Genomic DNA, 25369 nt, shown 5'->3' with positions numbered 1-25369 from the left:
GCGAACCGTCTCAATCCGGCCCGAGCGCTACGGCGTGCCCGTGTCGTCCTCGGGCTTCTTGCGCTTTTCGTCCTTCTTGTCGCTGCCCTTGGCGTCTTCGCCCCAGATCACGCGTCCGTTGCGAGGCTTGTTGCGTACCGCGGTGGCACAGTCCGTCGGTGCAGGCTGCTGACGCGGTGGCACGCTGTCGATCCAGATGCGACACATGCCCCGGGGCGGTCTGTATTCGCGCGGGATTTCGCTCTTTTGATCGGTGTCGCGGGAGGGCGGAGTGAACGATCGAACGACCTGCGCCGATGCCCCGACGGGCAGCACCAGCGCGGCCGCAACTCCGCCAATCGCGATCGTTATCCCGGTACGAGTCATGCCTTCTCCTGCGGCCTGCGCGATGCGTCAACCGCCTGCCTTGCACGACGGGTGCCAGAGATCCTCAGCCGGGCACGGGGGCTAAACATAGAGCACACAACGTGTTGAGAACATGGCAACCGTCGTCGTTTGGATGCGTCCCCGGAGCGGGACAGCCCCGCAAGACACGAGGACATCGAACGACGGCTCGCTGGCAAGGTACCCTCGCCGCGCCGCGGAGTGCCCTCCCGACTAGTCGCCGAAGGAGATCCCCGCCGCCCTCGCCGTGCGAACGACGTCGTGCGATGGATCCACGCGCTTGGGCTCGCGCAGCGCCTCGCTGATAGGGACCGTGACGATATGTGGTGATTGCAGCGCGACCATTTCGCCCCACTTCCCCTGTTCCACCGCCTCGATCGCCGCCCCGCCGAACCTCGTCGCGAGCAACCGATCGTAGCCCGTCGGCGAGCCGCCGCGCTGGAGGTGCCCCAGCACGAGCGAGCGCGCCTCCTTGCCCGTGCGTGCCTGGATCTCCCAGGCCAGTCGACCGGCAATGCCACCCACACGTTTGTCCTGGCCCGGCAGTGATTCGCCGATCACCGACTGCTCTCCGCCGGCCTGCGTCGCGCCCTCGGCCACCACCACGATCGAGAAATGCCGGCCCGCGCGATCCCGCGCACGCACCTTTTCGCACACGGCCTCGATGTCGTAGGGAATCTCCGGGATGAGGATCACGTCCGCGGATGCCGCAACGCCGGCGTGCAGCGCGATGAAGCCCGCGTGGCGACCCATCACCTCCATCACGAGCACGCGCTCATGGCTCTCCGCGGTCGTGTGCAGCTTGTCCAGCGCCTCGATCGCCGTGCTCACGGCCGTATCAAAACCAAACGTGGTGATGGTGCCGCTCACGTCGTTGTCGATCGTCTTGGGCACGCCCACGATCTTCACGCCCAGGTCGTGCAGCTGCTGCGCGATCCTGAGCGAACCGTCGCCCCCGATCGTGACGATGGCGTCGATGCCAAGTCGTTTGATGTTGGCCAGGATCTCGTGCGACCGATCGACCTCCCGAAACGTCCCATCCGGCTGAGCAACCGGAAAGGCGAACGGGTTGCCGCGATTCGTGGTGCGCAGAATGGTGCCGCCGAGGTGCCCGATGCCCCGCACCGAATCGCGCGTGAGCGTGAGAATCTCGTCTTCGCCAAGGAGCCCGAAGTACCCGCGACAGATGCCGAGGACGTCCCAGCCCCGACTCGTGGCCGAGAGCACGGCGGCGCGGATGACGGCATTCAGACCCGGCGCGTCACCGCCACCGGTGGAGATCGCAATCTTCATCGTCAGGTATTCGAAGGGAGGCGCGTTGCGAGAGGCTCTTTCGGCGGATTCAGCATCCTGGTCAGGCGACCATTGCGCCGGCATCGGGCCGCAGACGCTCAGGGAGGAGTGTCGGCTGCCCGGAGCAAGCGCACCACCTCCCCAGGCGTGGCGTGCCGGCGCAGCCGGGACTTTTCGAAGACTGGTTGGCCGTCGCGAAGGACCTCGAAGCGACCTCCTCCCGACGCAACCAGATCCACCTCGGCGTCTGGAAAGGCCTGACGAACCTCGGCAGCCAGACTGACCGCCCGGGGTTCGTAGTTTCACATTGTGCAGTATTCGATCGTTATGCGCATCGTTGCTTTGGGGCGGGGGGCGGGGCCGACGGGCAGCACCGCGGCGGGGTCATCGTGCCAATCTAGCGGATAGAGACCGCGGTTCGGGCAGCACGGCCCATGAGTCCGGAAGTCACGCGGTCTCGTCGCCGGGCCGTGACCTCGTCGAAGCGACCCGCTCAGGCGTGGCCCTCCTGAGATGCGGCGATCCCGGCTGTCGGCGATCGACCATCACGCCGTGCCGTCACGAGCATATGCCTGATCATGCCCCAGAATGTCGCGGCCCAGGCCATCAGTGCGACAAAGACAAACACGCGCGGCACTGGCAACAGGAAGTCCAGGTTCATTGATCGAGCCATCTGGAAGGTGGCCACCGCGTACATGCCCAGGGGAAAGACGGCGCCCCAGTAGAGCGGATCGTAGGTGAGGGGAAACCGCTTCCACCAGTGACGCCAGACCGCCAGGATCGCGAGCATCGGGATCCACCAGGTACCGGTCGCCCAGAAGAACACGGTGAACCCCTTGAGGAACGGGAGCAGCGACCGGAGGAACCAGGCGTCATCCGCGTTCTCCACGAGCAGAGATCCCGCCAGCGTGGAAATCGCCATGGCGCCCATGTTGATCCAGTACGGCGGCGACAGATCGCCCGGCGAGAACGGAAAGAACGTGTATCGGTAGAAAATCAGCGAGATCATCCAGATGTACATCATCCCGCCCCAGAGCCACATGGAGAGGGCGAGGAAGTTGACGTACAAGCGGTCGGGCTGCTCGAACTGCCGTGACAGCAGCGCACTGAGTACCGCGATGGCCTGGGATGCGACGACGGCAAGGAGCCAACCGCCCGTTATGCCGTCCTGAATGGATGGCTTGTGCTCCTTGATGGTGAGATTGGTGAAGATGACGTACGTCAGGATGATCCAGAGCAGCATGCCGGCCACCCACAGACCCTGCGCCACGCCGGACCAGCCAACGATCAGGATGAACTGATTCCCCAGCACACAGGTTCCGGCAACCGCGGTGAGGAATCCTGGTGCGGCGCGGTGATCGCGGAGGTCAGCGGTGAACGCGCGCGTGTACTGCGCCGCACGAACGGCAAACAGCACGACCAGGATGACGTACTGCGCGACGTTCAGCCACAAGAGGGCAACGGCGATCAGCCGGAAGCCCGCGCGCATCGAGGCCAGAGAGACGATGCCGGTGGCCATCACCAGGGCGAAGTAGGCCGGCGATAGCCGCCGTACCCCCTCCGCCAGCCAGCTCATGTGGTGACGCGCCCGGTCCTGCACGTGGATTCCGGCAACCCGGCGCGCGCCTGTCCCGCGGCGACGTGTCTCCACGCCTGGCCACCTGTCTCGCCCGGCGTTCGGGGGATGCAGGCAGCGAGGTGAGACCCCGCCGCGGACGTCACTTCTTCAGGCCCTGGTAGCTGCGCATCGAGATGTAGGGACGGCGGGCGTATCCGAGCGGATAGCTGAAGGCATGTACCAGTTTGGTGAACGGCAGGTAGCAGAGGAACAACATGGCCACAACCATGTGGAGCTGCACGATGAAGGGCGCACCGGTCATCAGCGACGCATCGGGGCGAAGCTTGAAGATCCCGGCGAACCACGGCCCGACCGAGTAGGAGACTCCAAAGGCGAGCTTGATGGCGGGATTGTAGAGCCCGAGCCCGGCGACCAGGATGAGCAGCACCAGCACGGCGTAGTCATCGAACGTGCTCATCGCACGCAGTTGTGGCGACATGAGGCGGCGCACGAGGGCCCAGATCAGTCCGTAGAGAAGCAGCACACCGCCAGCGAGTGCCGTCCATCGGAAGAACTCCACCCAGGAAGCCAGCCCGTAGGCACCGCCAATGAATCCGGCGATGTGGCCCACGACGACGGCGAGCATGCCCCAGTGCAGACTCAAAGCCGCCGGACCGATGGATGCCCTCCCGAAAAAGCCCGTGGACCTCGTGGTCCACAGGTAGTCACCGCGAGCACTCCAGGCCAGCCTGCCCCGGAACTGGGTCTTTCCCCCCGTGAACGCTCGATAGGCCGTCCCGCCAACCAGGATCAGGATCGTCACGTACGGGAGGCCGACGAAGAAGAAGTTCTCAGACATGGTTGCCCTCCGTCGTATCTGATCCCGTCTCACTGCGCAGGATGCGCTCCAGTGCGTCGAGGAGGTGCACGTAGTGGCTCTGCAGCTCCACCAACCGTGATCGCATTGGCGGGAGGTACGGCAGCATGTACTCGGTGATCAGCTTCCTCCTGACCGGATCGTCGGACTCCGCGGTCAGCGCCAGGAACTCGATCATGAGCGGCAGATAGTCGGGGAGCTCGGACCGGTCCGGGGCAAGACCGAGGTGGCCATACACACCACGCAACTCGATCATGTAGCCGTTGCGGTCGGACACGCCGGCCTGGGCGCACGTCATCGGCTCGTCGAACGAATGGCTGCCGAGGTAGAGCGCGCACTGCGGGGCCAGCTCGAACAGCGCGATGTAGTCCTCATCGGCGATCTCGCCGGCAAGGAACGTCCGCAGAGCGACCGCAGCCTCGCGGTCGCGCAGTTCCAGCTCGTCGGCGACCTCACTGGCCCTCCGCCGCAACTCCGCGGCGTCGGTGTCCTGCGGGCTGCACCAGAGTTCACTCAGGACGGAGTAGGCATCTCCCCTGACAGCCGTCGCGTCACTCATAGTCCTTGTCCGGATCGTGTGGGGCCTTGTGGTAGCTCTTCCGGCGCTTGAGCTGGGTGAGCGGGCCCAACGCGTGGAAGCCGGCGGTGCCGCGTTCGGTGTACGGGCTGATGTCCGCGTTCTCGCGCCTGGTGGTCGGGACCACGAAGCGCTCGTTGTAGAAGGCCAGGGACAGTGCCCTGACGATGCCGTTGGCATCCTCGACGGTCAGCCCCACGCGCGTGAGCACATCGGTGTTCGGCGTCTTCTCCACACGCAGGCTTCGCTCGTAGATGCGGACGGCAAGCTGGCGGCGCAGGGACACCCGCACCGGCTCCTCGTTCCCGGCCCCGAACAGCGATGCCAGGTACTGCATCGGCACACGGAACTTGTCCAGTTCGTCGGGATCGATGAGCGGCCCCTTCGACTGCTCCATGTCGAAGATGTCCTTCTCGTCGGGCGACACGTTCCCGGCGCTCGTCGTGATCGGGCTCAGCGGCGGAATGTAGAAGAGGCTCGGCAGCGTCCTGAACTCCGGATGCAGCGGCAGCGCCAGCTCCCAGCGCTTGAACAGCTGGTACACGGGCGAACGCTGCGCGGCGCTGATCCAGTCGTCGCTGATGCCTTCACGGCGCGCGGCGGCCACCACCGCCGGATCGTGCGGATCCAGGATCACGTCCCGGTGCGAGCGCACGAGGTCATGCTCGGGCACGGTGGCTGCACCCGGCACCTTGTCCATATCGTAGAAGATCTGCCCGAACGAGCGGATCTTGCCGACACAGGTGTGGAAGCAGACCGGTGGGAGCCCCGACTCCAGACGCGGGAAGCACAGAATGCACTTCTCCATCTTGCCAGACACCCAGTTGTAGTACGTCTTCTTGTACGGGCAGGCGGACACGCAGTACCGCCAGCTGCGACACCGCGTCTGGTCGATCAGCACGACTCCGTCTTCTTCGCGCTTGTAGGCTGCTCCCGAAGGGCACGCTCCCACACAGGCGGGATTGACGCAGTGGTTGCAGATGCGCGGCAGGTAGAAATAGAAGACGTCCCGGAACCTGAGCAGGGCATCACGCTGGGCCGCCGGCATGCCCTTGAAGTTCGCATCCTCCCTGCCGGTGACGTGCGTCCCTCCGGCATTGTCCTCCCAGTTCACGCCCCACGTGATGGGGATGTCCTTCTCCTCGGTGACCATCGACTTCGGCCTGGCCATCGGCTGCTGCGTCTGCTGCTCCGGGTTGTGCAGGTCGTCGTAGGTGTAGGTGTAGACGTCGTCGCCGTAGTAGTCGCGCATCTCCGGCACGCGCGGGTTGAAGAACAGGTTGGCCAGCTGATACCCCTTGCCGCCGTAGCGCAGGGTCAGCGAGTCCCCCTGCTTCACCCAGCCACCCTTCCAGATCTCCTGGTGCTCCCACTTCCTGGGGTACCCGATTCCCGGTTTCGTCTCGACGTTGTTCCACCACATGTATTCCGCACCTTCGCGGTTCGTCCAGACGTTCTTGCAGGCCACCGTGCACGTGTTGCAGCCGATGCACTTCTCCAGGTTGAACGTCATGCTGTGCTGGGCCCTGACCCTCATGATCGCTCCTCCTAGACGGATGGCAGGATGGCGAGCTGCTCTTCCCCGTAGACCGGACGGCCGCGCGCGCCCAACGGCATCTTCCGGATGAGCACGGCGTGGTCACGCTCCGACGGGCTTGGCCCCCAGTAATTGATGTAGTAGCTGAACTGGGCGTACCCGCCGATCATGGTCGCCGGATTCATCAGAATGCGCGTGGTCGCGTTGTTGTTGCCGCCGCGCAGGTCCGCACGGCGACGCTTCTTCGCCAGCGGCGAGAACGGGACGTTCACGTGCCGCTCCACCTGGTGGTAGGTGATGGCCATGTTGCGCGGCACCTGGTGGCTGACGACGGCACGCACCACCTCGATGCCGTTCTCGCAGTACATCTCCACCCAGTCGTTGTCCTGCACCTCGATCTCGGCGGCGTCGTCCGGATGAATCCAGACCGTCGGGCCGCCGCGGGAGAGCTGCATCATGGGCCAGTGGTCGCGGAACGAACTGTGGATCTGCCACTTCCCGTGCGGCGTGATGAAACGGAAGACCTTCGACTTCGTTTCGGCCGTGTCCAGCCGCACATCGCCGATCGCCACCATGTCCAGCGGTGGCTTGTTCGTCGGCAGTCCCTCGCCCAGCTCACGAATCCCCTGGTGGTCGTAGTAGATCTCCTGCCGGCCCGACAGCGTGTGCCACGGCTTGAGTCGCTCCACGTTCATCGTGAACGGCGCGAACGTGCGTTGCTTCCCCGTGTCGGGGTCGGACAGGATACAACTCCACTGCGGCGTCGTGTGGATGCGTCGCGGCTGGGCCACGAGGTCCCTGAACGACACTCGGCGCTCGCGGACGGCGTCCACCAGATCCGCCAGCGGCAGCCCGACCTTCTTCTCCATCTCCCTGAAGAACATGTGCGCCAGCCGCCCATTCAGCTCCGGCGAGATCTGACAGATGAGCTCACAGAGCTGCTCGGGCCTCTCGAACCTGACGCGGCCATCCCGAACCGAGAGCGCCTCGTTCTGCTTGAGGTGCTCCTCGACGATCGGCGTCAGGTCCGTGTACTGCCCCTTCGACCCATACCCCTTGGGCCTGCTCACCAACGGACCGAGCGAGACCAGCTTGTCGAAGGTCTGCGTGTAGTCGCGCTCCACGATCTCGATGCTGGGGAACGTCTTGCCCGGAATGGGCTCCACGTCCCCCGCGCGCCAGTCCTTCACCTCGCCGTTCGGCTGGGCCAGCATCTCGGGGCTGTCCATCCAGAGCGCCTTGAGGACGACTTCCCTGACCGGCTTCGGGAAGTACTTCCCGGCAAGTTCCGAGAACTTCTTCGCGATCAACTGGAAGGCGATCCAGTCGTGCTTCGCCTCCCAGGGCGGATCGGTGGCCGGCGTGAGCGGATGCACAAAGGTGTGCATGTCGCCAAAGGTCACGTCATGCTTTTCGTACCAGAACGCTGCGGGGAGCACGACGTCCGAGTAGTTGGCCGTCGAGTCCATGCGGAAGTTGAGGTTCACCAGGAGGTCGAGCTTGCCGATCGGCGACGGCTCCCGCCACTCCACCTCATTCACCAGCCCCTTGGCCGGCTCCTTCTCCCACAGTGAGTTGTCATGCGTGCCGAGGAAGTGCTTCAACGCCAGCTCGTGGCCACGCATGCTCGTACCGATCAGGTTGCCGCGGTACACCGTCAGCACCTTCAGGCGGTTCTCCGGCGCATCCACATCGCGCACCGCGAAGTCGAGTTTTCCCTCCCTGAACTGGCGCAGCACCCAGGCCTTCACCTCGTCGTCCGTCGTGCAGCCCGCGGCCACCGCCTCTTCGTACAGCCGAATGGGGTTCTTCTTGTCCATCTGCGGGAAGAACGGCAGCCATCCCAGCCGCACGGCCAGGGCATTCACGTCGGCCGCGTGGTTGAACGGCTTGAGTTTCGTCGCCCCGGGGGCCCACTGCGTATCGAGCTGCATTCCATCGTAGCGCCACTGGCCGGTCTGGAAGTACCAGAGCGACGTGGAGTTCATGAGCCGCGGCGGGCGATGCCAGTCGAGGGCGCCGCTCAGGTTGACAAACGCGGCGTGCAGGCGGGTGTGCTGCGTGCCCACGTAGTGGTTGAAGTTGCCGCCGTTGACGCCGTTGCAGCCGCACAGGGCCAGCATCACTGCTTCGTTCCGGTAGTACAGTGACGCGCCGTGGTAGAAGTGCTGGATGCCGGGCCCGGTGATCACCAGCGACTTGCCCTTCGTCTTCTCGGCGTTCTCCGCGAACTCGCGCCCCACCTGGATGGCCAGGTTCCGGCTCACCCCGGTCATCTTCTCCTGCCACGCGGGCGTGTACGGCCTCGGATCGTCGTAGTCGACCGGGTAGTCGCCGCCGAGTCCGCGGGACACGCCGGCCTGCGCCATCAGCAGGTCGAACGCCGTGGTCACCAGCAACTCCTCTCCACCCGCCGTTCGGATGCGGACCGTGGGCACCTCGCGCAGGATCTCGCTGGCGTTGCCGCCCTTTCCCGGTGTCTTGCCCGTCTGGATGTTGAACGTGTCCGTGAAGTCGCTGAACGACACCATGGCCCGCTCCCCGCCAGCGCTCAGCACGGTGAGGAGCGGATCGAAGTCCTCCTTCGTGACCGCGTTCTTCAGCTGCAGGTTCCAGTTGCCGGTCGGCTCCTTCTCCCAGCGGAACCCGATCGACCCCGTCGGAACGTGCAGCCTTCCCGCGGCGTCGCGCATGATGAGCTTCCAGTCGGCGTTCTCCTCGCCGGCATATTCCGCGATGTCCGATGCGCGTACGAATCGGCCCATCTGGTACTTCGCACCGTCCTTGTCCAGCGCGACGAGGAAGGGAAGGTTCGTGAACCGCTTCACGTAGTCCGTGAAGTACGGCGTCTCCCGGTCCGCGTAGAACTCCTTGAGAATGACGTGGATGCAGGCCATGAAGTACGCGCCGTCGCTGCCAGGGACCACTGGCACCCAGAGATCGGAGTACTTGGCCACGTCCGAGTAGTTGGGCGAGACCACCACGATCTTCGTGCCCCGGTACTTGGCTTCCGGCAGAAAGTGCGCGTCGGCCGTCCGCGTCATGTTGATGTTGGTGCCGGCAACGACCCAGTAGGTGCCCTGGTACCAGTCGGAGCTCTCGCAGTTCTCGGTTTGGTCGCCCCACATGGACGGGCTGCAGTGCGGGAGATCGTGGTACCACTCGTAGTAGCTGCAGTAGATACCGCCCAGCAGGTTGTTGTATCGGCTTCCGGAGATGAAGCTGGCCAGGCTCATCGCCGGGATGGGCGAGAAGTTGGCGATGTGGTCGGGACCATAGCGCCGAATCGTGTGGATCTGGGCCGCCGCAACGAGTTCGGCGGCCTCGTCCCACGTCACGCGTTTCCACCCCGCCTTTCCGCGGGCAACCTTGTACGCCTTGCTGCGCGCCTCGTCCTCGGCCACGGCGGCCCAGGCCTCGACGGCATCCTTGCCCGCGCGCTTCTCCTCCTGGTAGAAGTCCCAGAGCACCTTGCGGATGTAGGGGTACTTCGGGCGGAGCGGGCTGTACGGATACCACGAGGCCGTCGTGCCGCGCTGGCAACCGCGCGGTTCCACGTTGGGTATGTCCGGATCGATCTGCGGATAGTCGGTCTTCTGCAGTTCCCAGCAGATCATCCCGTCCTTGACAAACACCTCCCAGCTGCAGGCCATGGAGCAGTTCACGCCGTGCCCCGTGCGCACGCTGTAGTCGTACGACCAGCGGCTGCGGTAGAAGTCTTCCCACGACCGGGACTCATCGCTGATGCGGAACCATCGGCTCTTCATGCGCGGATCTCCGAGTTCCTGGTGGCCACGCCCAGGGCGAGGATGGTGATGCCTGTCGCCAGAATGGCGGCGAGCGCCAGCGAGGGCACGAACAGGGCCGGCCGGGACGCGGGCGCCGACTCGGCGACGCCGAGGTGCGCCAGCACTGCATCGACCTGCGCCTCCTTGAGACCGAGAGGAGGCATCGGGACGCCGTATTTCGCCTGGTTGGCAAGCGCCACGGAATCGCCTGACCGCTTGAGCCCGGCAGGGTCCGTGATCTGCTTCCTGAGCCAGGCGGCATCGCGTCGTTCCGTGACGCCCTGCAGGTCCGGGCCGATCTTGACGCCGCCGCCAACGGTGTGACAGGCGAGGCAGAGTGTTTCGAAGACACGCTTTCCTTCGGTAGCATCCTGCCCTCGCGCCACCGTCGACACTGCCGACTGGATCGTTGCCGCCCCCACGGCCGTGAATACCGCTCGGCCGGTCATCCGGTACAACGCTCGCCACGCTCGTCGCGTCATTCAGGTCCTCCTGGTCGCGCCGTCCGTCGAACGGGGCACGAAGAGTGGGATGGACCTCGACGACCTTCCTCTGGCCTGTGCTGGTCGTCGCGGAGTCCCGGTGCCCGCTTCTCGACCAGGGTAGTGATTGGTACTTACAGCCGGCTTACGAGGCGGGCGACGCCCGGATCGGGGAAGCCATCACGATCGGAGCGCCCGCCGCGACGCACCTCAGCGGCGGGAATGTCCAGATTGGCGACGATGCGATACGGACGCGTCTCGAGGCGCCCAGCACCAGCGACGACGCGCAGTGATGCGCCGACCAACCGCCCTCGCGCGCAGGTGGCGCTCAGGCGGTGACGGAGGCTCCGGCGGACGTGCGCCGTCGCAAACGCCTCAGAATCCCCGATTCGTGTCCAGCTCTCGCTGCGGCACGGGGAAGCAGGTGTTCGTTCCCTGCTTGCCGCCCGGGAAGAGGTCTACGCCGTCCTTCAGATATCGGCGCAACGTGGGCAGGCGCTCGCCCGTGAGCCAGAGTTCTCGCGCGCGCTCGCGCGCCATCGTCCGCAGATCACTCGTCAGGCTGCCGCTGAACGCGATGGCCGGCAGGCCCCAGTTCTTGCTGCGTAGACTGTCGACGATGGCGGCCGCGCCCGTTCGATCACCCGTACGAAGCCTGGCTTCGGCCACGATGAGGCGTGCTTCGCTCCCCGAAGCAATCACGATCGGAGCACCCGCCGTGGGGTATTTCAGTTGGAGCACGACCGGCACGACCGGGTTGAAGGAAATGAGATCCGGACGCTTCTCGAGGAGTCCGAGCGCCTCCCACTCCGCGAGGTACGGCCAGACCTCGTTCCCCGTGGAGGCCAGCGTCCCATCGCCGATGGTGAATCGACGAGCCTCGTCGATGGCGTAGGTGAGACGGACCGCCTTGTTCTTCTGTGCAACGCTGGCGGTGGAGTAGTACGACAGCACGCGCAGGTCGTTCGGCACGGCGCCAGCTGCCTGCGATGCTTCGGAATACTTGCCGAGCCACAGCTGTGCCCGAGCCTCACCGAGCCTGGATGCGTTGACCAGCTCCGCCATTCCGGCGGCCTGGGCAGCGGCTCGCGCGCTCGCGAAGGACGCGAGGGCGTCAGCCATTCGCTCGTCGGACGTGAGTCCCTTCCCTCCGTTGATCGCGCTCTTGCAGAACGACTCCGCGAGAAGCATGCGGGTGTACGCGCCATAGTACGACGACAGCGCGATCCCGCTCAGGCGCTCGGCTTCGGCGACGGCGGCCTGGCCTTTTGCCGCCTGCAGGATCGCAACGGCCGTATCCGCCATGAAGCGTGCCGTCGAGAGTGGCGTGTAGAAGTCGCCGAGCATCCCTTCGTTGGCGGCATCGATGGTGCGGGCATCGATCTCGGCGCGATACGGGAACGTACCGGCAAGCACCATCTCGTCGGTGAGGAGCGCCGTATGCAGCACGTAGTAGTCGAACATCGACTGGAACGAGCCCCGGACGCCATTCACGGTCAGCGCGATGGAACCGGCCTTGAGATCATCCGGTGTGAGGTTGACCGGATCCTCGACCTGGAGGAAGTCGGTACAGGACACGCCGGCGAGGAGCACGCCGGTCATGAGGAGCGTGCGACCGAGGCGGCGCCAGGCACGCAGCGGGCGTGCCGCCGCGGGCGACTGACCAGTGCGCGGCGAGGATTTCCCCGAATGTGTGGTCATGGTCATCGCGGGCTCAGTAGTTGAGGGAGAGGCCAACGACGATGGCACGCGTCTGCCCCGCGCTGAAGAAGTCGCGCTGCGAGGCGTTCTGGCGGCCCTGGCTGTTGATCTCCGGGTCGGTGCCGGGGTAGTCGGTCCACGTGCCGAGATTGGTTCCCGTGAGACTCACCGTCGCGCCGGAGGCGCCGATCCCGCGCACCCACGAGGCAGGCAGTCGGTAGTTTGCTGACAGTGTGCGGAGCTTCACGAACCCGCCGTCGTAGAGGAACATGTACGGCTGGAAGTTGGCGGCCGGGTTGGCCTTGAGGATCGCCGTCTTCGTGGGCTTCCCATCGGGGCCGCGTTCATACTTCGCCGCACATGTGCCGAACGCCTGCCGACACTGATAGACCTCCGTGTAGTTCACCTGCTTGTTTCCGCCCGACGCCGCGAGCTGCCCGTGGAGCGTAAGCCGGTCCTTGAGGAGCGTGAGCGTGGACGAGAGGCTCCCGGTGTACGTGGGCGTTGGCTGACCCAGGTAGAGGGCCTCCGGGCCGATGACCACCTTGCCGGAGGCATCGAGGCTCACGGGTCGCATGAAATACGCACCGTAGGCATAGCCTTCGCGATGCTGCTGCAGCCCACGACCGCCCACGGGGATCGGTGCGGTGAGCCGGGTGATTTCGCTGTTCACGTGGGAGACCGCCAGGCGTGACATCCAGCGCACCGACTCGCGGCTCATGAGCGTGGCGTCGAGGGCGGCCTCGAAACCGGTGTTCTTGACGCCGCCCACGTTGCTCCAGATCCCCTGGGGAAAGCCGTTGGACGGCGGGAGGGGCCGCAGGACCAGCGCGTCCTTGGTGAGCTTGTCGTAGTAGGTGAGTTCCAGCCCGATCCGGTGCGAGAAGAACGAACCATCGAAGCCGATCTCGAGCTCCTGTCCGCGTTCAGGCTTGAGCTGAGGATTGCCCTGACGCAGCGTGCTGAACCCCGACGCTGCCGAACCGTTCGGCATCGTCACGCTCGTCACCTGGAGCAGCGTGCTGGCGTCGAACGTGCCGGGCTGCTTGCCCGACGTTCCCCACGCGGCGCGCAGCCGCAGTTCGTCCACCGGAAGCCCGGGGAACCACGGCGCATCGCTGATGACCCACGAGGCGGCGATCTTGGGATAGGCCACCGAACCGAGGTTGCTGCCAAAGGCGCTGTTGCGGTCGAACCTCACCGCCGGCGTGACGAAGACGCGATCGGCGTAGCTCAGTTGCTGCTGGACGAAGAAGCCGACCGTGCGGACTTCGTTGAATGCTTCGCCGGCCTCGGTGGCCGCGCCGTTGCCCACCGTACCCGCTCCCGGCGGAAATCCGAAGCCGGTGGCCTCGGCCGCGCGCAGCAGCGTCGTGTGGTACTGACCTCCGATCGTGGTCTGTGATGTCCAACCGCCAGGCAGCGGGAGTGTCAGTGCACTCGTCCCTTCCATGGTCACCGCGCGGTTCTGCACATCGTTCACCGTACGCTGCGGATCGTTGTCGAGGATCTTGAGCGGGACGTTGGGGATCATGTTCCACCCATACTCCGAGTAGGCGTCGTACCCGAGGGTAAAGCGATTCGTCCAGCGATCGCTCTGGGTGTGCGTCAGGGTCGCTGAACCGGTGTAGCGCTCCAGCTTGACCTGATTGTCCATCGTTTCCAGCCGTGCGAAGTTGTTGTTTCCGACGAAGGTCCGATCGTAGTCGCACGTGGAGGCAGTCACGGTGGCGAGGGCGCCGCCCGACTTGCGCGCCTCTTCGAGCGCGCGCGGGCAGGTGAGCATCGACGCGCCTGCGCCGTTCGGATCCGTGGCGCGGATCGGCGCCCACATCGGCTGTCCGAGCATCACCGCTCCGATGTAGCCCCAGCTCTCGCCGTCATTGTAGTTGTAGGCCGTGGAACTGGTCGTATACCCGTTGGAGATGATCACGCTCACGTTGTCGCGGGGCATGAGCGTGAAGTTGCCGCGGACGTTGTAGGCGCGCTGTCCATTGGTCCGGAACACGCCATCCTGATCCTTGTACTCCAGCGACGTGTAGTACTTGAGCCCCGCATTTCCCCCCTGCAGCGACACTCCGGCCTTGGACGTGGGACCCTGGCGGAAGGGATTGTAGTAGGCACGCGCGTTGGGCATGTCGACCGAGCCCTTGAGCGTGTTGATGTAGTACGTGGTGTCCTTGTAGCCGGGCCCCAGATCCATCGATGGGTTCCAGGCCCGCACCGGATACTCATTCGGATCCCACATGGTGCCGTACTCCGCGTGCGCGGAGAACTGCGCGCTCGTGCTGCTGCCACCGGTCTTCGTGGTGATGCGAATGACCCCGGCGGCCGCCTCTGTGCCGTAGAGCGTTGCCGCGGCGGGTCCCTTCACGATCTCGATCGACGCGATGTTGTTGGGGTCGATATCCAGCATCCGGTCCGACATGGCCCCGCCAACGCCGCGGCCGCGCGCGTCGGTGTTGATGCGTGCCCCGTCCACGTACACGATGGGCGTGTTGCTCAGGTTGATGCTGGTGTTCCCGCGGATCCTGATGTTCACTGCGTTGCCCACCGAGCCGCTCGCCGTGGTGATGTCCACGCCGGTCGCGTTCCCCTGGATGAGCGTCGCCACGTTGGTCGGCGCCTTGAGTTCCGCCTGCCGGACGACGTCGATCGTGCTGACCGCGTTGCCGATCTCACGCTTCCGCTGCTCTCCGGTGGCCGTGACGACCACCTCACTCAACGACACCGCCGCGCTCGTCAGCTCGAAGTCGACGGTGATCGTCTGGCCGGCGGTCACCTGTACCTGTCGCGACATGGACGCATAGCCGATGCGCCGAACCGTCAGCGCAACTTCCCCCGGCTGCACACCACTGATGGAGTACTTGCCGTCCGCGCGGCTGGTTGCACCAAGCGTCGTCCCGGTCACGAAGACCTGCACCGCGGCAAGCGGCTGCTTGCTCGCCGCATCAGTGACGGTGCCAGTGACCGTTCCGCCCTGGGCGCCGGCATGACGCGCACCCGCCGAGGTGAAGAGCACGAACAGAGTCGTAATCGCGAGCCACGCGCTCGCCCACCGTCGCGGCATTGCGTACATCACCTACCTCCTGTCTGCGCATTCGGAGACTGATTCAGAATCCCTGGCGATCGGGCCGACTATAAGAACCGGCGCAGCGCTGCGAAAGAGCACGCAGAAGCGCACATTCGAAGTGGAACCCCGCCTCGCGCCATTGCTGAGATTGCCACCACCACCATCGATACTCTTCAGTCGGCGGTGCACCGTACGCACCTCAGCGCCCGCGGCTCCAGCGCGGCGCACGTGACTCGCCGTGCTGTCGCCGGGGCGACAGCCGCCATGACCAAGGTCTCCTGCGCGCCCGTACGTGCACCAACGCGCATCCGTTGCGACTCAGCGAGGCCGCGCGTCGAACGTCGACGAAGCGACGATTAAGCTGCATCCCGGTTGATCCCCGATCGACGTAGGGAGATTCCGGACCTCGCGAACGGCTCATGGGGCGGCTGGGCTCGCCAGCATTCACCGGATTCGCAGGCGCATTCGCGCCGTTCGAGCGCGACGTGCCACCGGCACAGCACCCGGGACGGCGCGTCAGAACCCGCATCGCACGCGCGGCGAGTGAATCCGCACCACCGTCGACGGCAGCGCAGCCCGGGCCGGGCATCAGGAACTTCATCCTGTCGGCTTCGTGTGCGCGACGACATGTTCGGGTGTCGGCCGCTCCTCCACCTGCCATTCATCCATACCATGCGTGCCATGTGTGCCATGCGTTCGATCATTCGCCATGCCGTGGCTGGCTCCGTGCTCGGTGCCGTCGTCTCCCTTGCCTCGGTCGTCCCCGTGGCGCGCCTCGACGCGCAGGATCTGGACTTTTCGCAGATGCGCTGGCGCGACATCGGCCCCACACGTGCCGGGCGCGCGCGCGCCGTCTCCGGCGTCGCCAGTCAGCCCAACACCTTTTACGCCGGTTTCGACAACGGCGGTGTGTGGCGCTCGACGGACTTCGGCGCCAACTGGGTGCCGCTCTTTGACCGGGAGTCCACGGGATCCATCGGCGCGATCGCCGTGGCGCCGTCCAATCCCCGCGTCATCTATGTAGGAAGCGGGGCCGGGATCATCCGCCCCGACCTCTCGATCGGCGACGGGGTGTACAAGTCGATCGATGGTGGCGCGACGTGGACGCACCTGGGACTGCGCGAGAGCCAGATGATCGCCGCGATCGCCGTCGATCCGGGCAACGAGAACCGTCTCTTCGTCGCAGTCCTTGGCCACCCGTACGCGCCTAACGCCGAGCGTGGGGTGTTTCGGTCGATGGACGGTGGGCGGACCTTCGAGAAGGTGCTGTTCAAGGATGAATACACCAGCGCCAACGAGGTGGTGATCGACCCCGGCAACCCGAACATCGTCTACGCCACGCTCTGGCAGCAGCAGGAGAGCTTCATCGAAGGGCGTGCCTTCAACGGCGCGGGAATGGGGATTTTCAAGTCGACGGACGGCGGCACCACGTGGACCCAGCTCTCGATGGGCCTGCCCTCGACGCTTCAGGCGAATATCGCGGTCGCACCCAGCGCCACCAACGTCCTCTACGCCGTCGTCGCGCCGGGCGAGGGGCCGATCCGCTTCTACAAGTCGACGGACGGCGGGGCCACCTGGTATCAGCCGATCCTCGGCGCGCGCAACGAGACGCCGGAGGCGAAGCAGGACATGCGCCCGCTCTCGCGCATTGGCGGAGGCGATCTCCCCACTCTCGCCGTCGACCCACGCAACCCGGACGTGGTGTACAGCGCCTCGGTCGTGATGTGGCGCACCGAGAACGGCGGCCTGACCTGGAGCGCGGTGCGTGGCGCCCCCGGCGGCGACGACTACCAGCGGATCTGGATCAACCCCAACGATCCGAAGATCATCGTCGCCGTCGCGGACCAGGGCGCGGTGGTGTCAGCCAATCGCGGCGTGTCATGGAGCAACTGGTACAACCAGAACACCGCGGCGATGTACCACGTCACCACCGACTTCTCCTTCCCGTACCGCGTCTGCAGCGGTCAGCAGGACTCGGGGTCGGCGTGTGTGCAGAGCCGCTCGGACGACGGACGCATCACGTTCCACGACTGGCATCCCGTCAACATCCAGGAGTACGGCATGGCGGCGCCGGATCCGACCGATCCCGACGTGGTGTTCGGGAGCCAGCGGTCCGGAGTGTCGCGCTACGATCGTCGCACGCGCCAGACGCAGCAGGTGGGGCCTGACGTCTCGGGAACGCTCCCAGGCGGCGGGGCGATGAACCGCAACGTGCGCACCATGCCGTTGCACTTTTCACCGGTCGACCAGCGGACGCTGTACTACGCGTCGAACGTGGTATGGAAGAGCACCGACAAGGCGCACTCCTGGACCCGCATCTCCCCGGACCTCACCCGCCAGACGTGGGCGGTGCCGGCCAACGCCGGCAAGTACGCCTCCACCGTCACGCCCGGCCCGTGGGGAAGCATCACCGCCCTCTCACCCTCGCCTCGGTCGCTGTCGACGATCTGGGTCGGGACCGACGACGGCTTCATCCAGGTCACGACCGACGGGGGCACCTCGTGGCGCAACGTCACGCCGCCATCGATCAGGCCATGGACCCGGATCTTCAACATCGAGGCCGGACACTTCGACAATCTCACGGCATACGCCGCCGCCAATACGCTCCGGCTCGACGACATCAATCCGCACTTCTATCGCACACACGATGGCGGGAAGTCGTGGACCGAGATCAACACCGGGATTCCGGGTGGTGCGGTGGCCAATTCCATCCGCGAAGACCCGCGGCAGCGCGGCCTGCTGTACGCGGCGACCGACGCGCAGGTCTGGGTCTCGTTCGACGACGGCGATCACTGGCAGTCGCTCCGAAACGGCATGCCGGCGATTTCGGTTCGCGACCTGCAGATCAAGGATGACTCCACCTGCCTCTGCGCCGACCTCATCGCCGGAACGCACGGTCGCGGTTTCTGGATCCTCGACAACGTGACGCCGCTGCGCCAGGCGGCGGCGGCGCGCCAGGCGCTCTCGTCAGGCAGTCCCTACCTGTTCAAGCCAGGGACTGCCGTGCGCGTGCGCTTCGCCACCAACGAGCCGACACCGTGGCCACCCGAGCTTCCGGCCGGAGAGAACCCGCCACCGGGAGGACTCATCGACTACTACCTCCCGCGTGACGCGAGCGGCGAGGTGAAGCTCGAGGTGCTCGACACGAAGGGAACGGTCGTGCGTTCGTTCTCGAGCACCGAACCGGTCTTTGATCCGGATCCGGGCAAGGACATGGCGGCGTACGACGCGGTGTGTCAGAAGAACCCCACGGCGGCGTATTGCGGACTGCCGCTCTACTGGCCCGCGCCACAGTACATCATCTCGACGAAGGCCGGGATGCACCGCTTCAGCTGGGACCTCCGCTTCGACCCCGTCTCGCCGCAGGATCTGATACCGGCCGGCGATGAGGAGGCCACCGGCGCCGTGCCCGGTCGAACGTACCCCAACTACAACGTGCCGTGGGTTCCGGCGGGAAGTTACACGGTCCGCCTCACGGTCGAGGGAAAGACGTACACACAGCCGATCGAGGTGAAGCTCGACCCGCGCGTGAAGATCGCGCCGGCCGTCCTGGCGCAGATCAACGCACTCAGCGTCGAGATGTACCAGGGCGCGGTGTCGGCGCACCGGGCGTTCAACGACGCCAAGGCCCTGGCCTCGAAGGTTGCATCCCTGAGTGGCACCGCGGCCGAGGCGCTGAAGAGTGAGCTGGAATCGCTCGCCCCGACGGGACAGCGGCGCACCATGCCCGGCGGCTTTCGGCGACGTGGGGCCCCGGTGGCGACGCCGTCGCTCGAACAGGTGAGCAACGCGCTGCAATCGGCGGGCATGGCTCTCCAGGCGACGGAAGCTCGGCCGACGGCCGTGCAGGTGGGCGCGTGCGAGGCGGCGCGAAGACAGCTGGCCGCAGTGATGGCCCGGTGGAGGACCGCCCAGGCACGGGCCGCTGCGCTGGGCGTGGGACGTTAGGCACAACGCGCCGCGCTCACGCGATCGGGGGATCGGGCGATCGAACCAACGCCCGGTCTCATCAGCGCACGCGGGTCACACGAGGATCGGCAAGGATACCGGATCCTGCCCCGACAGGGCGGCCCGCTCGAGTCGTCTCGTCTCGGCCTGCGGTGCGGTTCCGAGTTCGTCGCGGAGGAGTTGTGAGCAGAGGCGGTACTGCAGGAGCGCGTCCTCGCGCCGACCACTCCGGATCAGCGCCCGGATGACCCGCTGATGCAGATCCTCGCGCAAGGGGTCCACACGCAGAGCGCGGTGCAGGCAGGCGATGCCACGGTCCATCGCGCCCTGCGCACAGCACAAGTCCGCCAGGCGTGCGGACGCTGCCACGAACACCTTGCGCGCTTCAGTTCGTTCGACCTCGCACCAGTCCGCGTAGGGATCATCGGCAAAGAGGTCGCCACGATACAGTTCGAGCGCGCCTTCAAGGCTTGCCATGGCTTCGTCTCGCCGGCCCTGCCGGATCGCGGCTTCTCCCGCCGCGACTCCCCGCCGGAAGTGCTGCAGATCGATCCAGTGTGGCGACTGGGCGTTGAAGTAGTACACATCGCCGGTGTTGCAGAGGAACAGCCACTTGCGCTGATGTCGATACGGCTCGATGACCGAGCGCAGCGCGTGGATGACGCCGTGAAGCCTGTTGGCGCCGCTCGCGCCGTCCACGCCCGGCCACAGTCGTTCGACCAGTGCATCGCGACTCATCGGCGTCCCGGGCTCGAGCACGAGGATCCGGAGCAGCGTCAGCGCCTTGCGTCTGGCAAAGCGCGATAACGGCACGGGCGTCCCCGACGCGTGGACCTCGAGACCACCCAGGCACCGGATGTCGAGCATCCGGTCGGCGCGCGGCCTGGGTACGGACTTCCGTTTCGCCACGCCGGGACCGGGGTCGAGTCTGACCGCGGCTTCGGCAGCCATCGCGAGCAGGGGAATCAGATCCCTGCTCGCCGGTTCCGGGGGCTCCGGTCGATCGAGGACGGCCACGCCAACCAGGCGGCGGTCCACCCGCAGCGGCAGGCAGAGCGGTGACTGCGTGCCCGGCGGGAGGCAGCGACACGCGAGCGGCCATTCCTCGCGAGCGCCGGCGACGATCACTCCGTGGCCCGACTGAACCTGGCGGCACCGCACCATGCCGTCGAGCGCGTCCGCACAGATACTGGCCGTGCCTTCGCAGCTGAAGAGGGACGACTCACGGCCCGGAGCTCCATAGAGGACCAGCGAGCCATGCCTGGCTCTGGCCGACGCGATCAGCGTCGCCAGGCACGCGGAAGCGCGCACGTCCGTTCCCGGGCCGGCGTCAAAGACCGCCTGCTCCATCTTCTCGCGAGCGGCCAGCAGTTCGGCACGAACAAACGCGGCCAGCGTCAGGCCCGCACGTTGGACCAATGTCGTTGCCGTCTGCAGCGGGGCACGGCGGCTCCGCCAGGCGAGACTCACGCACCCGAGCGTGTGCCCGGGTCCCGACACCAGCGGCACCGACAGGAACGATGTCACACCGAAGCGGGTGAGTCCCGGCCGGAGGAAGCGCGCGTCGTCCTGCAGGCTTCGTGTGGACACCGGCTGTCCGGTCGACGCCACGATGCCCGGGAACCCGTCGCCTGTCCTGAAGCGAAGCTGCTCCTGAAGCACGCGACGATGCACACCCCGGCAACACGCCAACAGCATGTCCTCTCCCTCGGGCTCGCGAAGCGCGATCTCGCAATCCACGGCACCCGTGGCCTTGAGAAGCAGGTCGGCGGCTTCGTCGAGTGTACGTCCGAGGTCGCCGGGCACCAGCCGCTCGGTGAGCGCACCCAGAACGGTGCGTTCGTTCGGCCGGCGCATTCGCCTCACGGAGACTCCTTCAGGACGTCGCGCACCCACCCACGGGCAGCCATCATGTTGGGAAAGCCGATCGTGGGACATGACAACAGCACGACGTGCTCCAGCGCTTCGGGCTCGACCCCGGCATACAGCGCTTTGCGCGCATGGGCGTGTGCCGACCCCTCCATTCGGGCGCCGATCGAGATCGCCAACTTGACCAGCGCCACTTCCCGGAGCGTGAGCGGGCCCGCCCGGGCGATCAGTCCGGTCATCTCTTCGTAGGCCTTCGCGACATCCGGGTACTGCTCAGCGAAATGGCGGTACGATGTTGGTGGTTTGGGGAGTCCTGGCGTCAATCCATCCACGAGCGCCTCCGGTCATGACGCTGTAACTGATCTTCCGGCCCAGTCGTTCGCTATCCGACAGCAGGCCCTGGGCGCGACGGCAGGACACCTTCATTGGCGAGCCAACGCCGACGCTCGAAGGCACCGCCACAGGTTGAACCTGTCGCTTTCGGTCGATCCCACTGTCAGAGACCCTCCACGACTGGCGTCCGAGGATCGCCTACTCACTGTGTCAGGAAGTGCCCTTCTCCGCACCGCGGCGAATGACGCCACGGCTGGTCGAACACCGCGCGGCGCAGCAAGGCCTGATGAACCTCGGCTGGTCCCGTTCCGCCACCCATCCATTGGTCGGCTCTCGTCGCGCACCGAACGCCCGAGCCACGGATCACGGACGGTCGAGCGAGACCAGCTGGCGAACCGCGGTGGCGAAATCTCTCCGCATCTGCGGGGCGAAGTCGTGTGCGACGCCGGCGTATGGACGAAACTCGACACGGAACCCCATACGCGCCAACTGTTGCGCCGCACGCCGTGTGGGTTCGGGCGGTACCGTCGTATCCGCCTCACCGTGCATCGCCATGATCAAGGGACACTGCGGCGTGCAGTGGTTCTCCCGTGGCATCCAATCCGGCCTGAAGCGCGCGGCGACCGGAAACGCCGCCGCGAGTCGTTCGGGATGGCGGAGGGCAATGAGAAAACTCAGATCGCCACCGTACGACACGCCGGCAACCACTGGTTTGCCGCGTGTGGGAAAGGTCGCGGTGGCCGCGGCAATGAATCCCGAGACCTCTTCGACGACGGCATTCGTCAGTTCCTCCTGTTCAGCGAGCGGCAATGCCGTGAATCCGGACGGGAACCACGAGCGTCCGGCACCCGGTCGCGGGTAGCTCCCCTGGGGAAGGACGACCCTGGCCCTGAATCCCAGGTCGGCGAAGTACGCAGCCATCTCGTCGAGCGTCGCGCCCGAGTAGTGGAGCCCGACGATCATCGGCAGCCGATCGGTCGGCCTGGCCCCTCCGGTGACGAACGCGAGATATGGGAACCCGGCGAGCGACCCTTCCTGCCGGTATGCAGCCTCGGCCGCTCCCGAGGTCGTGCGCTGCGCGGCCGCGGCGTACCCGGGCAAGGCCAGCGCCAGAAGGATCAGGCGCAGAGAAGAAGCCACACGCGTGAACATCGACACGCCTTCGAGAACGTGAGATCCACCGGAGGCCACGCGCGGCCTACCGCTTCTTCCCAACGCCGGGAACGCGCACAACCTGCTTCATCCACGACTGGACCTGTTGCACATCGAGGTCCTCGACGGATCGGAGATCCACGCCGCGCGTCGCCTTGCCCATCGCCACTGGCGTCACCGGCGGGACAGGCTCAAGCGCCGCGCCGCTGATGAACATGAGCTTGACGTGGCCGGCGAAACCGCCGCACGAGAAGCACCAGCCGTCGCCGACGCCATAATACGCCATGCCCCACTTCACGGAGCGCTGCAGGCCCGGCAGTGTCTTCGCCGCCAGCGCATCGACCGTCTCCGCGATGGTGCGCTGCGGCTCAGGCAGACTCGCGATGTAGGCAAAGACCGCCTTGTCTCCAACGGCTGCCTTCGCCGGACTGGCCTTGCCGGCGAGCATGGATACTGGCAGCGCCGTGGCCGTCTTGCCTTGCGGCGCCCTGGCCTTCCCGGGTCCGGGAGCTGCGGGTCTTGGCTTCGTCTCGGCCTTCCGGGCAGTCATCGTGTCCCCCGTACGCTGTCTGGGTGTCCGCCTAACGGTCGTGCAACGTGTAGCGCTCTCCTGCCTATCGAGGCGGCAGCGGCGCGCCCAACAGATTGGCGAGTGCACGGATGGTCGAATCCTGCCGACCCACGAGCACCGTCAGCGAGTCCACACGCTCCTGCAGGTCGAGCTGCCCTTCGCGCATGTCCTGCACCGCCGTCCCGAGTTCGAACACCGTCTGCGCCATGTCCACGTCCTGACGCGTGGGGAGCCCGCAGCCCGCGACCACCGCGACGAGCGCCACGCAGCTCACCTGGACCTTCCACCCTGAGGATTGGTGTGCCATGCCCAAACCTTACGCCCGCCACCACATCCGCGAAAGCAGCGAAACGATTCAAGCGGCGCGAAATCGGTGCCAGGCGACGGGCGGCGATCGACGATCATGCAGTCCCGACCTGAGACCGATCATGCCTCGACCCCTCCCTCCTCCCGCACGACTCGGCGTCACGCTGCCTGAGCTGCTGCTCGTGATCGCGCTGCTCGCAATCGTCGCTGCAATGTCGCTGACACGCATCGCGGGCCTGCACGATCGCCTGGCAGCCCGCGGCGCCGCGGGTCTGCTCACCCGCGCGCTCTTCGATGCGCGGCACGCCGCATGGAGGCTCGGCACGCGGGTGGCGGTACGTGTGGATACGGCTCTGGGCCGAGCCACCATCGGGACCATGAGCGGGCCGCTGGCGCTGCACGACCTGCGCACGGTCTTCGGAGTGACTTTGGAGGCCACGCGCGATTCGCTGGCGTACCTCCCGGACGGACTCGCCTACGGCGCTTCCAACGCGCGGTTCATCGTGGCGCGCGGGGCGGCTGCCGAAACCGTTACGGTCAGCCGTGTAGGGCGCGTACGGCGATAGGCGCGATCAGCCGAAATCAAACCCCGGCATCGAAACGCGGTCGATCGGCTGACCAAGCACGCGCTCGATCGTGCGCACCATCGCGATCTCGTCGGGCGCCATGAACGTGAACGCATCCCCCGTCTGCGCCGCCCGCCCCGTCCGCCCGATGCGATGGATGTAGTCCTCCGCTTGCCCCGGCACATCGTAGTTGACGACGTGCGAAATGCCGGAGATGTCCAGCCCGCGCTGCGCGATGTCGGTCGCCACGAGCACCTTCGTCGTGCCGGCGCGAAATCCCTCCAGTGCGGCGTTGCGCTGCGCCTGCGTCTTGTCGGCGTGCATCGCGGTCGCCTCGATCCCAGCCTCCTGCAGGCCGCGCACCACCCGGTCAGCACCATGCTTGGTGCGCGTGAACACCAGCACCGAGTCCATCGACGGCTGCTTGAGCAGCGCCACCAGCAGCGAGGTCTTCCTCGACCCCGGCACCGGATACACGGCGTGACGCACCGTATGCGCCGCCTGCGACCGCCGACCGACCTGCACCACCGTGGGCCGACGCAGGTACTTGCGTGCAAGCGCCTCCACTTCGGGCGGCATGGTCGCACTGAAGAGCAAGGTCTGCCGATACGGCGAGATGCCACCCACGATGCGGCTGATCTGCGGCGCGAACCCCATGTCGAGCATGCGATCGGCTTCGTCGAGCACGAGAATCTCGACGAGATCGAGCGAGACGTTCGCGCGCTCCATGTGGTCGATGAGCCGACCCGGCGTGGCCACGAGCACGTCGACGCCGGTGGAGAGGGCACGCTCCTGCGGTTCATAGGCAACCCCGCCATAGATCGGCGCCACGTCCACCGCCGCGTACTTGCCGTACTTCCGGAACGAGGTCTCCACCTGCTGGCAGAGTTCACGCGTTGGCGTCAGGATCAACGCGCGCAACCGCCGCGGGCCACCACTCAGCCGATTCACGATCGGCAGGGTGAACGCGGCGGTCTTGCCCGTGCCAGTCTGCGCCAGGCCCATCACGTCCCGGCCGCGCAGCGCGACGGGAATCGCCTGCTCCTGGATCGGCGTCGGAGACGCGTAGCCGGCGGACGCCACCGCGCGCAGCACTTCGGGGATCAGGCCCAGGGCCGTCCACGCTGGCGAGGCCTCCTTCTGATGTTCCCTGGTGAGAGCCCCGCTATCCGACGGCGGCGCCTCCTCCACGGAGGTCGCCTCCTCGACGGCCGATGCAACGACGGCCGGCGCGATCGCCGCGTCGCCTGACGGCGCCTCGTGGCGCCGAGTGGATCGCTTCCTGGATGTCATGCCTGAGGGAGTGCCGTTGACTGCTGAAGCTAACAGCGAGGTGCGACACTCGACGCTCCGA

The 25369-nt window shown here is 66.3% G+C and carries 19 protein-coding genes; 2 read left to right on the top strand and 17 right to left on the bottom strand.

The features are described 5' to 3' along the window. Window positions 1-27: 27 nt before the first annotated feature. From IT361_06990 to IT361_06940, 11 genes are all read right to left on the bottom strand, one after another. Window positions 28-366: a hypothetical protein gene (locus IT361_06990; GenBank protein ID MCC6317426.1), complete on the bottom strand. Its 339-nt coding sequence runs from the start codon at window positions 364-366 to the stop codon at window positions 28-30. A gap of 231 nt (window positions 367-597) precedes the next feature. Next, window positions 598-1677, bottom strand: coding sequence for a 6-phosphofructokinase (locus IT361_06985; protein ID MCC6317425.1), 1080 nt, complete (start codon window positions 1675-1677; stop codon window positions 598-600). Between the two features lie 98 nt (window positions 1678-1775). Then, window positions 1776-1955, bottom strand: a complete 180-nt coding sequence (locus tag IT361_06980; protein ID MCC6317424.1) for an Rdx family protein — start codon at window positions 1953-1955, stop codon at window positions 1776-1778. Window positions 1956-2170: 215 nt separating this feature from the next. Further along, complete coding sequence (locus IT361_06975) at window positions 2171-3253, bottom strand: tellurite resistance/C4-dicarboxylate transporter family protein (protein MCC6317423.1); 1083 nt, start codon at window positions 3251-3253, stop codon at window positions 2171-2173. Window positions 3254-3395: 142 nt separating this feature from the next. Then, window positions 3396-4094: a respiratory nitrate reductase subunit gamma gene (locus IT361_06970; GenBank protein ID MCC6317422.1), complete on the bottom strand. Its 699-nt coding sequence runs from the start codon at window positions 4092-4094 to the stop codon at window positions 3396-3398. After that, window positions 4087-4671 carry a nitrate reductase molybdenum cofactor assembly chaperone gene (gene narJ / locus IT361_06965; protein MCC6317421.1) on the bottom strand — a complete coding sequence of 195 codons (585 nt, stop codon included), beginning with the start codon at window positions 4669-4671 and terminating at the stop codon, window positions 4087-4089. Before narJ ends, IT361_06970 begins: the two co-directional genes overlap by 8 nt. Continuing rightward, window positions 4664-6226, bottom strand: coding sequence for a nitrate reductase subunit beta (narH, locus tag IT361_06960; GenBank protein ID MCC6317420.1), 1563 nt, complete (start codon window positions 6224-6226; stop codon window positions 4664-4666). The genes narJ and narH overlap by 8 nt, the downstream gene beginning before the upstream one ends. 11 nt (window positions 6227-6237) lie before the next feature. Further along, window positions 6238-9993, bottom strand: coding sequence for a nitrate reductase subunit alpha (locus tag IT361_06955; protein MCC6317419.1), 3756 nt, complete (start codon window positions 9991-9993; stop codon window positions 6238-6240). Next, window positions 9990-10496 (bottom strand): cytochrome c, encoded by a 507-nt coding sequence (locus tag IT361_06950; protein ID MCC6317418.1) that lies wholly within the window; start codon window positions 10494-10496, stop codon window positions 9990-9992. The genes IT361_06955 and IT361_06950 overlap by 4 nt, the downstream gene beginning before the upstream one ends. 375 nt (window positions 10497-10871) lie before the next feature. Then, complete coding sequence (locus IT361_06945; GenBank protein MCC6317417.1) at window positions 10872-12203, bottom strand: RagB/SusD family nutrient uptake outer membrane protein; 1332 nt, start codon at window positions 12201-12203, stop codon at window positions 10872-10874. A gap of 7 nt (window positions 12204-12210) precedes the next feature. After that, the gene (locus IT361_06940) at window positions 12211-15276 is read right to left on the bottom strand and encodes a SusC/RagA family TonB-linked outer membrane protein (protein ID MCC6317416.1); all 3066 of its coding nucleotides are present in this window, start codon (window positions 15274-15276) and stop codon (window positions 12211-12213) included. A gap of 798 nt (window positions 15277-16074) precedes the next feature. Between IT361_06940 and IT361_06935 the strand changes: the two genes are divergently transcribed. Next, on the top strand, window positions 16075-19218 hold the full coding sequence (locus IT361_06935) for a glycoside hydrolase (protein MCC6317415.1): 3144 nt from the start codon (window positions 16075-16077) through the stop codon (window positions 19216-19218). A gap of 75 nt (window positions 19219-19293) precedes the next feature. Here the strand turns inward: IT361_06935 and IT361_06930 are convergent, their stop codons facing one another. The 5 genes from IT361_06930 to IT361_06910 all read right to left on the bottom strand — a co-directional run bounded on the left by IT361_06930 (window position 19294) and on the right by IT361_06910 (window position 23450). Beyond that, window positions 19294-21084 (bottom strand): GAF domain-containing protein, encoded by a 1791-nt coding sequence (locus tag IT361_06930; protein ID MCC6317414.1) that lies wholly within the window; start codon window positions 21082-21084, stop codon window positions 19294-19296. Beyond that, window positions 21081-21326 carry a carboxymuconolactone decarboxylase family protein gene (locus IT361_06925; protein MCC6317413.1) on the bottom strand — a complete coding sequence of 82 codons (246 nt, stop codon included), beginning with the start codon at window positions 21324-21326 and terminating at the stop codon, window positions 21081-21083. The genes IT361_06930 and IT361_06925 overlap by 4 nt, the downstream gene beginning before the upstream one ends. Before the next feature lie 457 nt (window positions 21327-21783). After that, window positions 21784-22572: a dienelactone hydrolase family protein gene (locus IT361_06920; GenBank protein ID MCC6317412.1), complete on the bottom strand. Its 789-nt coding sequence runs from the start codon at window positions 22570-22572 to the stop codon at window positions 21784-21786. Window positions 22573-22618: 46 nt separating this feature from the next. Further along, window positions 22619-23122, bottom strand: coding sequence for a DUF1801 domain-containing protein (locus IT361_06915; GenBank protein MCC6317411.1), 504 nt, complete (start codon window positions 23120-23122; stop codon window positions 22619-22621). Between the two features lie 64 nt (window positions 23123-23186). Further along, window positions 23187-23450 carry a hypothetical protein gene (locus IT361_06910; protein ID MCC6317410.1) on the bottom strand — a complete coding sequence of 88 codons (264 nt, stop codon included), beginning with the start codon at window positions 23448-23450 and terminating at the stop codon, window positions 23187-23189. 121 nt (window positions 23451-23571) lie between these two features. Between IT361_06910 and IT361_06905 the strand changes: the two genes are divergently transcribed. Continuing rightward, on the top strand, window positions 23572-24015 hold the full coding sequence (locus IT361_06905; protein MCC6317409.1) for a prepilin-type N-terminal cleavage/methylation domain-containing protein: 444 nt from the start codon (window positions 23572-23574) through the stop codon (window positions 24013-24015). 6 nt (window positions 24016-24021) lie between these two features. Here IT361_06905 and IT361_06900 read toward each other — a convergent pair whose 3' ends face one another. Further along, window positions 24022-25308 (bottom strand): DEAD/DEAH box helicase, encoded by a 1287-nt coding sequence (locus IT361_06900; protein ID MCC6317408.1) that lies wholly within the window; start codon window positions 25306-25308, stop codon window positions 24022-24024. Window positions 25309-25369: the final 61 nt, after the last annotated feature.

Source organism: Gemmatimonadaceae bacterium (assembly GCA_020846935.1).
Lineage (GTDB): Bacteria > Gemmatimonadota > Gemmatimonadetes > Gemmatimonadales > Gemmatimonadaceae > RBC101.
Note: the sequence above shows the minus strand (reverse complement) of the source record. Positions and strands in the feature narration are given on the sequence as shown.

Coding starts and splice junctions, on each gene's coding strand:
- IT361_06990 (MCC6317426.1), bottom strand. CDS start 366: ATGACTCGTACCGGGATAACGATCGCGATTGGCGGAGTTGCGGCCGCG.
- IT361_06985 (MCC6317425.1), bottom strand. CDS start 1,677: ATGAAGATTGCGATCTCCACCGGTGGCGGTGACGCGCCGGGTCTGAAT.
- IT361_06975 (MCC6317423.1), bottom strand. CDS start 3,253: ATGAGCTGGCTGGCGGAGGGGGTACGGCGGCTATCGCCGGCCTACTTC.
- IT361_06970 (MCC6317422.1), bottom strand. CDS start 4,094: ATGTCTGAGAACTTCTTCTTCGTCGGCCTCCCGTACGTGACGATCCTG.
- narJ (MCC6317421.1), bottom strand. CDS start 4,671: ATGAGTGACGCGACGGCTGTCAGGGGAGATGCCTACTCCGTCCTGAGT.
- narH (MCC6317420.1), bottom strand. CDS start 6,226: ATGAGGGTCAGGGCCCAGCACAGCATGACGTTCAACCTGGAGAAGTGC.
- IT361_06955 (MCC6317419.1), bottom strand. CDS start 9,993: ATGAAGAGCCGATGGTTCCGCATCAGCGATGAGTCCCGGTCGTGGGAA.
- IT361_06950 (MCC6317418.1), bottom strand. CDS start 10,496: ATGACGCGACGAGCGTGGCGAGCGTTGTACCGGATGACCGGCCGAGCG.
- IT361_06945 (MCC6317417.1), bottom strand. CDS start 12,203: ATGACCATGACCACACATTCGGGGAAATCCTCGCCGCGCACTGGTCAG.
- IT361_06940 (MCC6317416.1), bottom strand. CDS start 15,276: ATGTACGCAATGCCGCGACGGTGGGCGAGCGCGTGGCTCGCGATTACG.
- IT361_06935 (MCC6317415.1), top strand. CDS start 16,075: ATGCGCTGGCGCGACATCGGCCCCACACGTGCCGGGCGCGCGCGCGCC.
- IT361_06925 (MCC6317413.1), bottom strand. CDS start 21,326: ATGACCGGACTGATCGCCCGGGCGGGCCCGCTCACGCTCCGGGAAGTG.
- IT361_06920 (MCC6317412.1), bottom strand. CDS start 22,572: ATGTTCACGCGTGTGGCTTCTTCTCTGCGCCTGATCCTTCTGGCGCTG.
- IT361_06915 (MCC6317411.1), bottom strand. CDS start 23,122: ATGACTGCCCGGAAGGCCGAGACGAAGCCAAGACCCGCAGCTCCCGGA.
- IT361_06910 (MCC6317410.1), bottom strand. CDS start 23,450: ATGGCACACCAATCCTCAGGGTGGAAGGTCCAGGTGAGCTGCGTGGCG.
- IT361_06905 (MCC6317409.1), top strand. CDS start 23,572: ATGCCTCGACCCCTCCCTCCTCCCGCACGACTCGGCGTCACGCTGCCT.
- IT361_06900 (MCC6317408.1), bottom strand. CDS start 25,308: ATGACATCCAGGAAGCGATCCACTCGGCGCCACGAGGCGCCGTCAGGC.